This window comes from Paraburkholderia bryophila (assembly GCF_013409255.1).
Taxonomy (GTDB): Bacteria; Pseudomonadota; Gammaproteobacteria; order Burkholderiales; family Burkholderiaceae; genus Paraburkholderia.
The window spans coordinates 422,747-439,105 of the sequence record NZ_JACCAS010000001.1; the positions used below are offsets into that span (position 1 = coordinate 422,747).

Annotated in this window: 14 protein-coding genes; 13 read left to right on the forward strand and 1 reads right to left on the reverse strand. The window is 63.8% G+C overall.

Going from position 1 to position 16,359, the window contains the following annotated elements:
* Positions 1-3 precede the first annotated feature (3 nt).
* Positions 4-819: a DNA-binding transcriptional regulator gene (locus tag GGD40_RS01855; RefSeq protein ID WP_179742630.1), complete on the reverse strand. Its 816-nt coding sequence runs from the start codon at positions 817-819 to the stop codon at positions 4-6.
* 219 nt (positions 820-1,038) lie between these two features.
* Here GGD40_RS01855 and GGD40_RS01860 point away from each other — a divergent pair, with 219 nt between their 5' ends.
* The 13 genes from GGD40_RS01860 to GGD40_RS01920 all read left to right on the forward strand — a co-directional run bounded on the left by GGD40_RS01860 (position 1,039) and on the right by GGD40_RS01920 (position 16,321).
* The gene (locus GGD40_RS01860; RefSeq protein ID WP_179742631.1) at positions 1,039-2,907 is read left to right on the forward strand and encodes a bifunctional 3-(3-hydroxy-phenyl)propionate/3-hydroxycinnamic acid hydroxylase; all 1,869 of its coding nucleotides are present in this window, start codon (positions 1,039-1,041) and stop codon (positions 2,905-2,907) included.
* A 1-nt stretch (position 2,908) separates the two neighbouring features.
* Entirely contained in the window at positions 2,909-3,871 is a 963-nt protein-coding gene (locus GGD40_RS01865) for a 3-carboxyethylcatechol 2,3-dioxygenase (protein ID WP_179742632.1), read from the forward strand.
* Positions 3,861-4,649, forward strand: a complete 789-nt coding sequence (mhpD, locus tag GGD40_RS01870; protein ID WP_179742633.1) for a 2-keto-4-pentenoate hydratase — start codon at positions 3,861-3,863, stop codon at positions 4,647-4,649. Before GGD40_RS01865 ends, mhpD begins: the two co-directional genes overlap by 11 nt.
* 9 nt (positions 4,650-4,658) lie before the next feature.
* Entirely contained in the window at positions 4,659-5,600 is a 942-nt protein-coding gene (locus GGD40_RS01875) for an acetaldehyde dehydrogenase (acetylating) (RefSeq protein ID WP_179742634.1), read from the forward strand.
* Positions 5,601-5,612: 12 nt separating this feature from the next.
* Complete coding sequence (dmpG, locus tag GGD40_RS01880; protein ID WP_179742635.1) at positions 5,613-6,635, forward strand: 4-hydroxy-2-oxovalerate aldolase; 1,023 nt, start codon at positions 5,613-5,615, stop codon at positions 6,633-6,635.
* An 88-nt stretch (positions 6,636-6,723) separates the two neighbouring features.
* A complete protein-coding gene (gene mhpT / locus GGD40_RS01885; protein WP_179742636.1) occupies positions 6,724-7,959 on the forward strand; it encodes a 3-(3-hydroxy-phenyl)propionate transporter MhpT in 1,236 nt (411 codons plus the stop codon).
* A 77-nt stretch (positions 7,960-8,036) separates the two neighbouring features.
* Positions 8,037-8,906 carry an alpha/beta fold hydrolase gene (locus tag GGD40_RS01890; RefSeq protein WP_179742637.1) on the forward strand — a complete coding sequence of 290 codons (870 nt, stop codon included), beginning with the start codon at positions 8,037-8,039 and terminating at the stop codon, positions 8,904-8,906.
* Between the two features lie 316 nt (positions 8,907-9,222).
* Positions 9,223-9,942, forward strand: coding sequence for an ABC transporter substrate-binding protein (locus GGD40_RS01895; protein WP_257030462.1), 720 nt, complete (start codon positions 9,223-9,225; stop codon positions 9,940-9,942).
* Positions 9,943-10,339: 397 nt separating this feature from the next.
* Positions 10,340-11,251, forward strand: a complete 912-nt coding sequence (locus GGD40_RS01900; protein ID WP_257030312.1) for a GHMP family kinase ATP-binding protein — start codon at positions 10,340-10,342, stop codon at positions 11,249-11,251.
* A gap of 8 nt (positions 11,252-11,259) precedes the next feature.
* Positions 11,260-12,264, forward strand: coding sequence for a PLP-dependent cysteine synthase family protein (locus GGD40_RS01905; RefSeq protein ID WP_179742638.1), 1,005 nt, complete (start codon positions 11,260-11,262; stop codon positions 12,262-12,264).
* Between the two features lie 3 nt (positions 12,265-12,267).
* Positions 12,268-14,874 carry a lyase family protein gene (locus GGD40_RS01910; protein WP_179742639.1) on the forward strand — a complete coding sequence of 869 codons (2,607 nt, stop codon included), beginning with the start codon at positions 12,268-12,270 and terminating at the stop codon, positions 14,872-14,874.
* On the forward strand, positions 14,871-15,728 hold the full coding sequence (locus GGD40_RS01915; RefSeq protein ID WP_257030313.1) for a formyl transferase: 858 nt from the start codon (positions 14,871-14,873) through the stop codon (positions 15,726-15,728). Before GGD40_RS01910 ends, GGD40_RS01915 begins: the two co-directional genes overlap by 4 nt.
* Positions 15,725-16,321, forward strand: coding sequence for a LysE family translocator (locus GGD40_RS01920; protein ID WP_179704414.1), 597 nt, complete (start codon positions 15,725-15,727; stop codon positions 16,319-16,321). Before GGD40_RS01915 ends, GGD40_RS01920 begins: the two co-directional genes overlap by 4 nt.
* The last annotated feature ends 38 nt before the right edge of the window (positions 16,322-16,359 follow it).

Here is a 16,359-nt window from a genome sequence, read left to right on the forward strand (position 1 = left end):
CTGTCATGACGCTGTCTCTGTCGGGTCTGGATTTTCCGCGGCTTCCAGCGCCGCGACCATCTCACTGGCGGCCAGCCGCAGCTCCGGTACATAGCGACGTGTGGCTTCCGCCAGCGTGACCGCGCGAGACAGAAAGACGACGTTCAAGCTCGCGAGCACGCGCTCGCGCGATACGATCGCGACCGCAACGGCGCCGATCTTGCTCTGAGCCGCCCAATCACCGTGATTCGCGCCGAAGCCATCGACACGCACGCGTCGAATGAGGTTGCTAACGAGTGCATCGCTGGACGCCAGCGCCTTCTGTTCATCGCCTCCCGCACCCGAGCGCAGCAAGTCGAGAATGTCCTGCCGCTCGCCGTCGGGACACGTCGCGAAATAGGCGCGGCCTGCCGCCGTCAACAGAATCGGCAGGCGCCGGCCCACCATTGACCGATGAAACGATAGCTGGCTGAACCGATGCGTCGTCTCGCGGATGATCATCGCGTCGCCGTCGGGCGTCGTCAGATCGGATGGCCACGCCACGCGCTGAAGCATCCGTCCCATGATCGACGGGGCGACGGTCGCGATCCGTTCGTCGTCCGTGAAGCCTTCGCTCAGTGAACGGACGTCGAGCGTCAGACGAAAACTGTCGTCCGACGCACTACGCCGCACGAACCCTTCTTCGACCAGCGTCTCCAGCAATCGCCGCACGGTGGTGCGATGCAACCCTGTTGCGTCGCTGATCTGCTGGCTCGTGGCGCGTCCGCTTTCCATCGCATTGAGCGCCCGCAGGACCTGCAGGCCGCGCGCCAGACCTCGAACATTCGTATAGGTCGTCACCGAAAAATCCCTGTTAAATCAACTATGTGCATTCTATGCACATTTATCAGATTTTGTTGAGTGGGCGGGTGACGCTCCCTAGACTTGCATCAAAACCAAGTATTCAACAGGAGACGCGGCGGGTGACCGACGTCACGCATGCGTCTCCTGAATCGGACTGCACCAACCCGTATCGGACGCGACCACGGACCTCATCCGGGCGCGATCAAGGAGACAGACATGGAACCCGCCGTCGACACGGTGGCCGATAGCGGCCGCCCCGAGATTGTGTCAACCGACATCGCCATCATCGGCGCCGGCCCGGTCGGCCTGATGATCGCCAACTATCTGGGCCTGCAAGGCGTGCGCGTCATGCTGCTCGAAAAGCTCGATCAGATCATCGACTATCCGCGCGCTATCGGCCTCGACGATGAAGCCTTGCGCGTGTTCCAGTCCGTCGGGCTCGCCGAGGAACTGCTGCCGCACACCACGCCGGAACACTGGATGCGTTTCGTCACGCGCACCGGCCACTGCTTTGCTTCGATCGAGCCGCGCACCGACGAATTCGGTTGGTCGCGCCGCAACGCATTTATTCAGCCGCTTGCCGATCGCATCCTGTTTCAGGGATTGCAGCGGTTTGCGCAGGTGCAGGTGCGGTTCGGACACACGGTCGCCGGCTTCACGCAGGACGACACCGGCGTGACGATCGACGCGCACGATGCCAACGGCGCGCGCCAATCGATCCGTGCGGCCTACCTGATCGGCGCGGACGGCGGCAACAGCTTCGTGCGCCGCGCGCTCGACGTGCCGTTCGAAGGACGCACCAAGGCGAATCAGTGGATTGTCGTCGACGTACGCAATGACCCGATAGGTTCGCCGCACGTCTATATGCATTGCGATCCGGCGCGGCCTTATGTGTCGGCGGCGTTGCCGCACGGTATCCGGCGCTTCGAATTCATGGTGATGCCGGGCGAGACGGAAGAAGAACTCTCGACGCCGGAGAACATGGCGGCGCTGATCCGCAAGGTGGTCGCCGACCCGGACCAGGTCGACTACATCAGAAAGCGCGTGTACACCCACAATGCGCGCCTGGCGAGCACGTTCCGCGTGAAGCGCGTGCTGCTCGCGGGCGACGCCGCGCACATCATGCCCGTGTGGCAAGGGCAGGGTTACAACAGCGGTATCCGCGACGCGAACAATCTTGGCTGGAAGCTTGCCATGGTGGTCAAGGGTCTTGCGGGCGACAGTCTGCTCGACACCTACACGACGGAGCGCCGCGCCCATGCGCGCTCGATGATCCATCTGTCGGAAGTTGCCGGCGACATCTTTGCGCCGACGAGTCGGCTCGGCACGACGTTCCGCGACGGCTTCGTGCGCGCGCTCGCCGTGCTGCCGTCGCTCAAGCGCTACTTCGTCGAAATGCGTTTCAAGCCGATGCCGCGCTACGAGTCGGGCGTGGTGCTGCTGCCTGAGCGTGAGCGTCGCGACGGCCTTCTCGCCCGATTGCTGGAGCGCTCCGGGCATTCGGCGCTCGGTCGCATGCTTGGCCTGATGAGTGAGAAGCGCGAATCGCTGATCGGCCGTCTGGTGCACGGACGCGATCCGCGAAGCCAGACGCCCGTGGGCCGTCTATTCATTCAGCCCCGCGTTCGAACGGCGGACGGCGCAACGATGCGTCTCGACGATGCGATCGGCAATCGTTTCGCGATCATCGGCTGGGGTACGGAGCCTACCTTTGGACTGACACCGGAGGCACGCGAAACGTGGGAGCGAATCGGCGGCTGCTTCGTGATTGCCAAACCCGATACGCAACTGGCTTATCACGACGACGTGCCGGCAGACGTGATCGCCATCGGCGACGTAAGCGGGCGGCTGAAGGAGTGGTTCACGCGCGTGCCGGAGTCGGTCGTGCTGCTGCGTCCCGACCGCTTTGTTGCGGGCATCTGCACGCCTCAGCAGGTGTCGGCCAGCATCGCGGCCCTGGCGGCCAAGCTTGATTCGCGATCACTTGGCACGCCGGTCGTTCAGCACGCAGACAACGAAGCGGGCTGTGCATCGACCTATGAAGCAGGCCATGAAGCGCCCGTCGTGAACGAAGTGGGAGCCTGACATGCCGATCCTTCTCGAATGCCTGTCCCACACACCACTGCAAGGTTATTTCGACCCGGCGCCGGAGATCGTCGCCGAGGTCGAACGTGTGCAGCGCAAAGCCCGCGCGCGTGTTGAAGCGTTCGATCCTGAACTGGTCGTGGCCTTCGCGCCCGATCACTACAACGGTTTCTTCTACGACGTGATGCCGCAATTCTGTATCGGCATCGCGGCGACGGCGATCGGCGACTTCAACAGTCTCGCGGGGCCACTCGACGTGCCGCAGGACATCGCGCTGGCAATGGCGGAGAACGTGCTGGCCAATGAGGTCGATGTGTCGGTGTCGTATCGCATGCAGGTCGATCACGGATGCGCGCAGGCGTTGGAAGTGTTGACGGGCGGTCTCGATCGCTACCCGGTCGTGCCGGTCTTCATCAATTCGGTGGCATCGCCGATGGCCTCGTGCCGCCGTTCGCGCCTGCTCGGCGACGGCATTGGCCGCTTCCTCTCGCGTACGGACCAGCGTGTGCTCGTCATCGGCTCGGGCGGCATCTCGCACGAGCCGCCCGTGCCGGAAATCGCAGGCGCCAGCGCGGAGGTCGCCGAACGGCTGATCGCCGGACGCCATCCGTCGGCTGAATCGCGCGCGGCGCGGCAAGCACGCACGGTCGCCGCAGCGAAGTCGTTCACCGCAGGCGACAGCCATTTGCATCCTCTCAATCCCGACTGGGACCGCGCGTTTCTCGAGCTGCTCGCAGCGGGTGAAATCACCGCCGTCGACGGCATGACCAACGGCGCGATCAGTCGCGACGGCGGCAAGTCCGCTCATGAAATCCGCACCTGGATCGCGGCGTTCGGCGCGCTCTCGGCGTACGGTCCGTATCGCGCATCGATTGATTACTACCGTCCCATTCCCGAATGGATCGCGGGCTTCGGCGCGATGCACGCGCAACCAGAAACACAAGGAGACAGTCATGCCCAATGAGCCAATCGAACGAACACTGGCCGCCCGTCTGCGCGGTGCCGAACACGCAAGACGGCCCGTCGCGCCGGTGCGCGATGAGATGTCACCCGACGATGCCGCGCTCGCGTACGCCGTGCAGCGCGCCAACGTCGACGCGCGATGCGCCGCCGGCGAGCGCGTGGTCGGCCGCAAGATCGGTCTCACGTCGCCTGCCGTGCAGCGGCAACTCGGTGTCGATCAACCCGACTTCGGCACGCTGTTCGCATCGATGGCTTACGGCGACAACGCGCCGATGCCGCTATCGCGTCTGATCCAGCCGAAGGTGGAAGCGGAGATCGCGCTCGTGCTTCAGCGCGACCTCGTGCAGGACAGGCACACGTTCGCCGACCTGATCGGCGCGACCGCCTACGCGCTGGCCGCGATCGAGGTCGTCGACAGCCGGATTCAAAACTGGGACATCCGCTTCGTGGACACCGTCGCCGACAACGCATCGAGCGCGATGTTCGTACTCGGAAGCCGGCCGGTGCTGCTTTCCGCGATCGATCTCAGCGCCTGCGCGATGACGCTTTCGCAGGACCAGGAGGTGCTGTCGCGCGGCAACGGCCCGGCATGCCTCGGCAATCCGCTCAACGCCGCCGTCTGGCTTGCCGATCGCATGGTGCAGCTTGGCACGCCCCTTCGCGCCGGCGACATCGTGCTGACGGGCGCGCTCGGACCCATGGTCACCGTCACAAGTCCCGGCACGTTCACCGCGCAAATCGACGGACTCGGCAGCGTCCGCGCCACTTTCACCGACTGAGGCATTCACATGGCAACCGACAAACTCAAGGCCGCGATCATCGGCTCCGGCAATATCGGCACCGATCTGATGATCAAGATCCTGCGCCACGGCAAGCATCTGGAAGTGGCCGCGATGGTGGGTATCGACGCGGCGTCCGATGGTCTCGCGCGCGCCGCGCGGCTCGGGGTCGCGACGACGCACGAGGGGGTTCAGGGACTCACGCGCCTGCCGGTGTTCGACGACATCGACTTCGTGTTCGACGCGACGTCCGCTGGCGCGCACGTCAAGAACGATGCGTTTCTGCGCGCGCTCAAGCCCGGCATTCGCCTGATCGACCTCACGCCTGCGGCGATCGGCCCGTACTGCGTGCCGGTTGTGAATCTGGACGCGCATATCGACAGCCTCAACGTCAACATGGTGACCTGCGGCGGGCAAGCGACCATTCCGATGGTGGCCGCCGTGTCGCGTGTCGCCAGGGTTCACTATGCGGAGATCGTCGCGTCGATCAGCAGCAAGTCGGCCGGCCCCGGCACGCGCGCGAACATCGACGAGTTCACCGAAACCACGTCGAAGGCGATCGAAGCCGTAGGCGGCGCGCACAAGGGCAAGGCGATCATCGTGCTGAACCCGGCTGAACCGCCGCTGATGATGCGCGACACGGTCTATGTGCTCTCCGAGCTGGCCGACCTGGCAAAGATCGAAGCATCGATCGAAGCCATGGCCGTTGCCGTGCAGGCCTACGTGCCGGGCTACCGTCTCAAGCAAAAGGTGCAGTTCGACGAGATTCCCGCTTCGACGCCGCTCAACATCCCCGGCCTCGGCCGCTTCAGCGGATTGAAAACCTCCGTGTTCATCGAGGTGGAAGGCGCCGCGCACTATCTGCCTGCCTATGCCGGCAATCTCGACATCATGACGTCGGCCGCGCTCGCAACGGCCGAACGCATGGCTCAATCGCTCGCGAACGCTTAAAGGATCATCGACATGAGCAAGAAACTCTACATCTCCGACGTCACGCTGCGCGACGGCATGCATGCGATCCGTCATCAGTATTCGATCGAGAACGTGCAAGACATTGCCCGCGCATTGGACCGCGCGAAGGTCGACAGCATCGAAGTCGCGCACGGCGATGGCCTGCAGGGCTCCAGCTTCAACTACGGCTTTGGCGCGCACAGCGATCTGGAGTGGATCGAAGCGGCGGCGGATGTCGTGAGCTACGCCAGGATCGCGACGCTGCTCTTGCCCGGCATCGGCACGATTCACGATCTCAAGGCCGCCTACAACGCGGGCGCGCGCGTCGTGCGTGTGGCCACGCATTGCACTGAAGCGGATATCTCGAAGCAGCACATCGAATACGCGCGCGAACTCGGCATGGACACGGTGGGCTTCCTGATGATGAGCCACATGACGACGCCGGAAAATCTGGCCGCCGAAGCGAAGAAGATGGAGCGCTACGGCGCGACCTGCATCTACGTGGTGGACTCGGGCGGCGCGATGAACATGAACGATATTCGCGCGCGCTTCAAGGCCTTCAAGGACGTGCTCGACCCCGCCACGCAGACCGGCATGCACGCGCATCACAACCTGAGCCTCGGCGTGGCGAATTCGATCGTCGCGGTGGAGGAGGGCTGCGATCGCATCGATGCGAGCCTCGCCGGGATGGGCGCCGGGGCAGGCAACGCGCCGCTCGAAGTATTCATCGCGGCGGCGGAACGGCTCGGATGGCATCACGGCACCGACCTCTACACATTGCTCGACGCCGCCGACGACATCGTGAGGCCGCTGCAGGACCGGGCCGTGCGCGTGGATCGCGAGACGCTCGCGTTGGGTTATGCCGGTGTTTATTCGAGCTTCCTGCGTCACTCGGAAGTCGCGGCGCAGAAGTACGGCCTCAAGACCGTGGACATCCTCGTCGAACTTGGCCGGCGCCGCATGGTGGGCGGCCAGGAAGACATGATCGTCGATGTTGCGCTGGATCTGAAGCGCGAACTCAACGAAACCCGCTAGTTCGTCACGCCGGTTTGAACGGATGCAGTCATAGCCCGCAACGCTATCGCCGCCAAGAGCGATGCTGAACCTATATTGGAGACTTGGTATGAAAACCTCAACACCGGCCCGCGCAAGCGGCGCCATCACCGTCGGCTTGTGTCTCGTCGTCGCCCTGCTCGAAGGACTCGATCTGCAATCGACCGGCGTCGCGGCGCCGCGCATGGCGCGCGAATTTCATCTCGCCGTTGCGCAGATGGGCTGGGCCTTCAGCGTCGGCGCACTAGGCCTGCTACCCGGCGCGGCAATCGGCGGCCGACTCGCGGACCGGCTCGGCCGCAAGCGCGTGCTGATGCTTGCCGTGGCGCTGTTCGGCCTGTTCTCGCTCGCGACCACTCAGGTGTGGAACTTCGAGAGTCTGCTTGCCATGCGCTTCCTGACGGGTCTCGGACTCGGCGCCGCGATGCCGAATCTGATCGCGCTCTGTTCCGAAGCCGCGTCGCCGCATCAGCGCAATACGGCAGTGGGCGCGATGTACTGCGGCATGCCGTTCGGCGCTGCGATCGCCGCGGTGATCGGGATCGTCAGCCCGGGCGATGAAGGCTGGCGGCACATTTTCTATGTCGGCGGCGTTGGACCGTTGCTGATTCTGCCCCTGCTCGCGCTCTTCCTGAAGGAATCCGCTCACTTCATCGCGGCCAGATCGAACGAATCCGCCCATCATGAAGCCGCGCCCGGCATCGCTCAGGCACTCTGGAAAGAGGGCCGGGCCGGGACAACGCTGGCGCTGTGGATCAGCTTTCTCGGCACGCTGATCGTGCTGTACTTCCTGATCAACTGGTTGCCGTCGATGGTGCTGAGCCGGGGTCTCACGCGCGTGCAGTCGAGCGTCGTGCAGATGATGTTCAACATCGGCGGCGGCATCGGTGCAATCGTCATTGCGGGGCTGATGGACCGGATCGGCCGGCGGCCCACCGTCACCGGCATGTATGTCGGGATCGCCGTGGCGCTCGCCGTGCTCGCGAGTGCCGGCTCGAGCGTGGGCATGGCGCTCGGCGGTTTGCTGGCGGGCCTGTTTCTCGTCGGCGGACAGTCGGTGCTGTATGCGCTCGCCAGCAACATCTATCCGACCCAGGTTCGTGGCACGGGCGTTGGCGCTGCCGTCGCGGTGGGACGCATGGGCTCGATCCTCGGGCCCTTGATTGCCGGCCAGTTGCTGGCGATCGGGCAGAGCGCGTCGGTGCTGGTTGCAGCCAGTATTCCGCTGATCGCCGTGGCCGCCATCGCGGCGCTGGTCGTGGTCGCCAGGTTTCCGCGCGGCTCAACCATGGCGGTGGCGCACTAGCATCGCGCGCACTGAAATTCCGGATACGGCGGGCTTCTGCCCGCTCCGATACACACGCTGAAACGAGGTAACGTGAAATGACAGTAACGACGAAAGTTCAAAGCGAAACAGCCACCAGCCAATTCGTGAGCGTCAAGGAAGGCGACGCCGAATTGCGCCTGCACTACAACGATGCCGGCCAGGGTGACGAGACGGTCGTGATGCTGCACGGGTCCGGTCCCGGCGCGAGCGGTTGGGCCAACTTTAACCGCAATGTCGACGCATTCGTCGACGCCGGCTATCGCGTGATTCTGCTGGACTGCCCCGGGTGGGGAAAGTCCGATTCCATCGTCTGCCACGGCTCGCGTTCGGAACTGAATGCACGTGTCCTGAAAGGGCTGATGGATGCGATCGACATTGAACGCGTCCACATCGTCGGCAATTCGATGGGCGGTCACAGCGCGGTCGCGTTTGCTCTCGCGAATCCGCAACGCGTCGGCAAGCTGGTGCTGATGGGCGGCGGTACGGGCGGCCCCAGCCAGTTCGTGCCGATGCCCACGGAAGGCATCAAACTGCTTCAGGCGCTCTACCGTGAACCGACGCTCGACAACCTGAAACGGATGTTGAACGTCTTCGTGTTCGACACCAGCACGCTGACCGATGAGCTGATGCAAACGCGCCTGCAAAACATGCTCGCGCGGCGCGATCACCTCGAGAATTTCGTCAGGAGTCTCGCGGTCAATCCGAAGCAGTTCCCGGACGTAGGCTCGCGTCTGGGCGAGATTTCCGCGCCGGCGCTCGTCATCTGGGGACGCGACGACCGCTTCGTGCCCATGGATATCGGGCTGCGTCTCGTGTGGGGCATGCCGAACGCCGACCTGCATGTCTTCGGTCGATGCGGCCACTGGGCGCAGTGGGAGCACGCTGGGAAGTTTAATCAGATGGTGCTGGAATTCCTGGGGCGTTGAGGCGTTTTTCGACGGAAAGGCAACATAAGCCGCCGCGTTGCGCCGCCCGACGTGAAGTGTTCCAGCGACGACCCGCATAATGTCGTTCTGGTTCGCTCACCCAAGGCAGCCGAAGATGAACAAGCTTTCAATCATGAAATTCCGTCGCGCCACGATCAGAACGCGGGCCGCTGCTGTTGTGCTGGCAACGAGTGCGGTCTTGCCCGCGGGGCTCGCGTTCATGTCCACGTCCACGCCCGCATTCGCGCAAACGCAAAGTGCGAGCGCCTCGCAACCGGCGGCTTCGACGAATCCGCTCAACCCATCAAGGACCCCCATGGCCTCCGTGTTCGCGCCGCACGGCACGCTCCGCGCGTCGATCAACCTCGGCAATCCGGTGCTGGCCAGTCTCGATCCGGCCACCGGTCGACCGGTCGGCGTATCCGTCGATCTCGCCACCGAATTCGCCAAACGCCTCGGCGTGCCGCTGCAACTGGTGGCGGTCAAATCGGCGGGGCTGTCGGTCGACAACGTCAATCAGGACAAAGCCGACATCGGCTTCTTCGCCGTCGATCCGAAACGCGGCGAGGAGATCGCGTTCACGAAGCCTTACGTGCTGATTGAAGGCTTCTATCTGGTGCGCGATGCGTCGCCGATCACCCGCAACGCGCAGGTCGATCAAACCGGCGTGACCGTCGCGGTCGGCAAGGGCAGCGCCTACGATCTGTTTCTGACGCGCGAGCTTCAGCACGCCACGCTGGTGCGCATTCCGACTTCGCCGGCGGTCGTGCAGGGTTTTCTGGATCAGCATCTGGACGTGGCCGCGGGCGTCAAACAACAACTTCAGAAAGACGCTGGCCAGACAGGTGGATTACGCCTGCTCGATCAGCGCTTCATGGTGATCCGTCAGGCGATGGGTGTACCCAAGGCGAGAGGCGATGACGCGGCCGCTTATCTCGCGAGCTTCGTCGAGGAGATGAAGGCGTCGGGGTTCGTGAAGGCGTCGCTGGCGCGGCATCATATCGACGGCGCGGCCGTCGCGGGTGAGGGCGACTAGCAAGCACCGCTGTCCGGTCCTCGCCGGTGCGTAACAGACGGCGCGCATGAAGTTTTCACGCGCCGACTTCTTACGCAAACGTTTCCGCGTTTATGATTCAATCTTCATAACGATTCAAGATTCATAAACGCGGTGCGCGCCGCAGAACCCGGCAATCGAGCGTCGTTCATACACGTTCAATGCACCGCGCTTATCGCCCTCATCGCGCGTCAACTCATGTCCCGCGCATCAATTCCCATCGCCTCACCGGCCGATCAAGCAAAGGCGAAGCCCACTCGCCGCCAAACAGCAATTTTCAGATAGCACTGCGCAATTCCCCCTAAGAACTGACCAGCCAACCGTCGCTATGCTCCGGGCTCGGCTTTATCAAATCGTCGTGTCTTTTACGAGGAGATATATGGTTGTTCTATTCGAGCACGATGAGCTGGACGAGGTGCTTCAGCGTCACGATTACGCGCCGCAGGCATCGATGGGTCAGTGCCATGGAACGTTCGGCGAATTGATGCAGGGCGTATTGCCGGACGACCGGCATATTCTCGTCACGTTGCCGATCAACCTGAAGAGCGTGATCGAATTCAGCGCCGCGCGCACCGACCGGGTGGGCGCGGACGTCAGTCGCAAGACCAAGGCGTGTCGCGCCGTCGAAGACTACTTGCGCCTCGCCGACCTGCCGCCCGGCGGCCTGCTGAATTTCAGATCGACGTTCCCGGTCGGCAAGGGGTTGGCGAGTTCCTCCGCCGACATGGTCGCGGCAATCCGCGCGGCGGCCCGTCATTACGGCCAGACGCCCGCGCCGGAGACCATCGAATCGGTGCTGCGCTTTATCGAACCGACCGACGGCGTGATGTACGACGGCGTCGTGTCGTTCTATCACCGCGAAGTCAAACTCGACGAACAGCTCGGCGCCACGCCGGGCCTCGCGATCGTGTCCGCCGATCGCGGCGGCGAATGCGACACCGTCGAGTTCAACCGCCGCAAGCACGACATGCCCAGCGCGGTGCGCCATGAGTACCGCGACATGCTGGCCGGCATGAAAGAGGCAATCCGCGCGTCCGACCTGCGCACCATCGGCGCGATCGCGACGCGCAGTTGCGACCTGTCGCAAGCGTTCAATCCTCATCCGCACATCGACCTCATGCGCGAGTTGCGTGCCGGGACCGACGCGCTCGGCCTCGTGGCGACCCATTCCGGCACCTGCATCGGCCTGCTTTACGACGCTGGCGACCCTGAGCGTCACGCCAAAACGGCGCATGTTCAGGCGTCGCTGCGCGCGCTACAGATTGAATCGAGCCAATACACGACGGTATAGGAATCCAGATGCTCAGATATGAATCCTCGCTGGACGCGATGCGGGACGCCACGCTGTTTCCAATCGACGATGCACTGCACATGGTGTCGTTCAAGGCGATGAAAATCGTGCCCGCGAACTTCATCATCCAGAAGGCGATCGCGCGCGGCGATCTGAAGCCGGGCGGCACGGTCGTGGAAACGTCGAGCGGCAACTTCGCGCTCGGCATGGCGATCGTCTGCAATCGCCTGAAGCATCGTTTCGTCGCGATCGGCGATCCGGCTATCGAGCCGTCGTATAAGCGTCAGTTGGAAATGCTCGGCGGCCAGGTCGAAATCATCACCGACAAGAAGGGTAGCCAGGGTTATCAGAAAGCGCGCCTCGACCGCCTGCATGAAATTCTCGACGACGAACCCGGCTCGTTCTGGTGCCGACAATACGACAACGAGGACAACGCGAACGCGTATGCCGAGCTAGGTCGTGAGTTGCTCGCCGCCGTGGGTCAGAGGCTGGTGCTGGTCGCGCCGGTCGGCTCGGGCGGTTCAAGCTGCGGGATCGCCGGCGCATTGCGCGCGGCCGGCGCGGACTGCACGCTGGTGGGCGTGGATACGTTCAATAGCATTCTGTTCGGCCAGCCGGACGGGCCGCGCAAACTGCGCGGCCTCGGCAACACGGTAATGCCGAAGAACCTCAGGCAGACGCTGTTCGACGACGTGCACTGGGTCGGCTCGGACTTCGCCGAGCATTTCACGCGCAAGCTGTATTCGTCCACTGGACATTTTCGCGGGCCGACCACCGGTGCGGCGTTCGCGGTGGCGCGCTTCGTGCGCGAGCGCTATGCGCAGACGCCCGTGGTGTTCCTGAGCCCGGACGACGGCTCGCGCTACGCCGACACGACCTACGCCGCCGACCCGTCCAACACCGCCTACGACACGCTCGCACCGCAACAGATCACGCAACCGACCGCGTACGCGCCCGGCGCCGACTGGGCATGGATGAACTGGCAACGCGCCGATATTCAACAATACCGTTAAGCCATGGCGATCATTTACGTCGAATCGAACACCACGGGCTTTGGGCACCGCTTGCTGGAGGTGTCGTGTCTGTATGACAGGGTGGTTTTTTTCATTAGCGACCCGGCGCGCTATGCCTTTCTGGACCAGTTGCCGGCGGCGGTGAATGTCGTCCTCTGCGATACGCGTTCAGTCGACGCGCTTCGCGAGGCATGTGCCCAAATCGACGCGATCCGCTATGTCGTGTCGACGAGCGATGCCTTCATCGACATCGCCGCGCGGCTGTCCGGCGAACTCGGCTTGCCGACCAACTCCGCCGCGGCCATCGCGTTATGCCGCGACAAACTGCGCTTGCAGGACGTGCTGCGCGACAGCGGCGTCGCGTATCCCAACACCGCGACGATCCGCTCCGCCGATGCCGTCGCGCGCCTGAGCTTTCCGGTGATCGTCAAGCCGAGGCAAGGCACGGGCAGCATCGGCGTTCGGCTGGTTGAAAGCGCGCAGGACTTTCCGCGTCAATTCGACGACGATCTGATCTGCCAGCGCTTCATTCCGGGCACGGAGTTTTCGGTCGAGTCGTTCAGCGACGCCGACGGCCATCAAATTCTCGGTGTCACACGCAAGTTCGTCACCAAGCCGCCGCACTTCCTCGAACTGGCGCACGTGTTTCCGGCCGACCTCGACACCGCGATTCGCTCGCGGATCGTCGATACAGTGCGGCGCGCGCTCGACGCGGTCGGCTACAGCTTCGGCCCCGCGCATACCGAAGTGAAGGTGCACGACGGCGCGGTGTCGATCATCGAAATCAACGCACGGCTCGCCGGCGGCATGATTCCGACGCTGATGGAGCGCTCGTTCGGCTGGTCGATGGCGGAGCTTTATGTACGCAGCTATCTGGCCGGCCGCAGCCAGTTCGTGGTGCCGACGCCCGCGCTCTATAGCGCGGTCGCGTTCGTGGTGCCGGAGGTGGGGCGCCGCTATGTCGGGATCGACTTTCCGCGCGATTGCGTCGACGCAGGGCTGTTTCGCAGCGAAGGTGTCAACGCGGGCAGGTTCGACTTTTCCGACCGCGCGGGTTACGTGATTTCGGTTGGCCGTAGCGCGATGTCGGCGCTGCGGCAAAGCCTGTCGCTGCGCATGCGTTCTGCTGTGCTCTATGACGACCGGCGCGATCCGCCGCCCGACGCGCAGACGATTCACGAGATCGTCTACCGCAAAACCGGGCCGAGCTTCGGCGCCCTGACCGACACGCTGCTCGTGATCGAAAAGGCCCATCTGACGATGCTGCGTGAGCAAGGCATGCTCAGCGCCGCCCAGTTCGACGCGTTGAAACAGGCCGTGCTCGCGCTGGAAGCCGATCCGGGCCTGCTGCGCGATCACGTTTCCGGCCGCGGCGACTACTTCGATTACGAAAACTACGTGATCGACCGGTGCGGACGCGAAACGGGCGGCATGATCCAGGCGGCTCGCTCGCGCAACGACATCAACAGCACGCATCTGTCGCTGACTTTGCGCGAGGCGCTGTCGCGGGTGAGTTCACGCACCGTCGACCTGGCCGCCGTGCTGGCGCGCCGCGCCAATGAAACCACCGACGTGCTGTTGCCGATCTACAGCCAGTATCAAACGGCCATGCCGGGTTCGGCGGGTCATTACCTCGTCGCGCAAGGCCAGATCCTGCTCGATACCTTGGGTGCGTTATCGGCCTTGCATGACAGCCTGAGCGTTTCGCCACTCGGCGCCTGCGCCGGCGCGGGGACGACGTTCGTCACGGATACCCACAGCACAGCGGCCTTGCTCGGTTTCGCGAGCGGTCCGTCGAATTCGTTACGGGCGATCAGCGACAAGAATCATGCGCAGCGCGGCGTGTATCTGCTGACTGAACTGAGCGGCAACCTGAACCGGATCGCCAGCGACCTGCAACTGTGGACCATGCGCGAGCTGGCGCTCGTCGCGTTGCCGGACGCGATGTATGGCGGCTCGTCCAATATGCCGCAAAAGCGCAACCCGTATCTGCTCGAATGGCTGCGCCTGGGCCACGAACGCAACGCCGCCCGCTTGACGATGGCGGTGTCGTCGCTGTCGCATCTGCCGACCGGCAACTCCTATCAGGCGAGCCGCACGGCCATCGAGACGCTGGTCGAATCAACTGGGCAGATCGTGGATATGCTGACCGTGCTGACCTATGCGATCGACGGCGCGCGTTTCGATGCCGACGCCGCACGTCGCGCGCTTGAAGCGGGGAGCGGTTGCGCGACGCTCGCGGCGGAACTGCTGGTGCAGCAGCACGAGGCGTCGTTCCGCGATGCTCACTCGCTGGTGGGTCGAGCACTCGCGGTTGCTGTAACGACCAACGCGACAACAGCGACAACGGCGATCACGGTGGCCACCGAAGCCACACCCGCCGAAGCAACCGCCCGCGCGCTGCTCGCCAGCATGAACGGCGAACTGGCCGCCGGCCACGTATTCGAGCGGCTCAGCGGGGGCGGCGGCCCATCGGCGGATAACACGCGCGCGGCATGGAAAGCCCTCGACACGCAACTCCGCGACGCCCGCCGACATCATCTGGCGCGCGACGCGCGCGCCGCCGCACTCGCGCGTGAACTCGATCGCCGCTTCAGGAGAACCCTTTGAACAGCTTGACTCCATCGCCCCGATCCACCCCGTCGATGCCGGACATCACCTTGCTGTGCTCGGACGGACCGCATCATCTGTATCTGGCCGCCGAAATCCTGAAGACCTTCGGCAAGCTGCGCCTCATCGTCGAACCCGGCCACGCCCAGTCGTCCCGTTTGTGGCGTAACGGCCACTACCGCGCGTATGGCTGGACGCTTTATCACCAGTGGCGGCGCAGTCTGTTCGGCTATAACGCGTACCGCCAGCGCTATTTCACGCAAGGCGAAGCGCCGCTCAGCTGGGACGCGCTGCGTCACGACCCTCGCGTTCGCCTGATCGAAACACCGTGGATCAACGATCCCTGCGTCGTCGAAACATTGCGGGAAGAGGGCGCCGACGCGTATATCGTGATGGGCACCAAGAAGATCGGCGCGGCCGTGCTCGCGCAGATTCCGCCGGACCGCATTCTCAATCTGCACGGCGGCCATCTGCCTCACTACAAGGGCAATCACTGCTTCTTCTTCGCGCTGCATCACGGCGAATTCGACAAGCTGAGCACCACGCTGCACCGGGTGGCGTCCGGTCTCGATACCGGCGCGATCGTCTCGCACCACACGGTGCAATTTCAGCAAGGCGACAATTCGGAAACGCTCTATTCGCGCGCGGAAAAACGGGCCGTGGACAACCTGGTCGCCCGCCTCAAGATGGACCCGGATGTCACGCGCTGGGACAGCGAGCCGCAACCCAACGCGGGCGCGACTTACCGGATGCGCGATCGCGGCCCGCTGGTCGAAATCGCGCACCGCTTCGCGCTGTTGCGCCACCTCCACGCGGCGTCTGCCGTGCGCCGGAAAAGGAATCAGGCACGATGAACAGCGCCCTGATTGCCCAGCTTTTACAGGTCGCGCTGTTTTCGATTCCGTTGACCATTTCGCCGGGACCGAACAACCTGATGATGACCACCAATTGCGCGCAGTTCGGCTTCCGGCGCACGCTGCCTTCGCTGGTCGGCATTTCGCTCGGCGTGTTCGTGCTGTTCATGGTCGTGGCGCTTGGCCTCGGCGGCGTGCTGGCCCGCTATCCGCAACTGCATCTCGCCCTGAAAGTGGTGGGTTCCGCGTACATTCTGTATTTGTCGTATCTGCTGTTCACGTCGCATTCGTCGAGCGCGCAAAAGAAATCGGCCGAACGGCCGATCACCTTCGTTCAGGCGGCTTTGCTGCAGGTGTTGAATCCGAAGATCTGGCTGCTCGCGGCGACGGCCTGTTCCACGTTTCTCCCCCTGACCGGCAACGTGCACACCGACGCGATTCTGCTGTCGCTCACGCTCGGCGCGATCTTCTTTCCGTGCAATTCGATCTGGGCGCTGTTCGGACTCGTGATGCGCGGGGTGATGCGCGGTCGCGCGTTCTATCGGACCATGGGGTTGATGACCGCGTCGTCGGTCTTTTTCGTGCTGTTTTGAGTTGGCTAATTAGCCGCGACGTCACGGCTTGCGCGCAT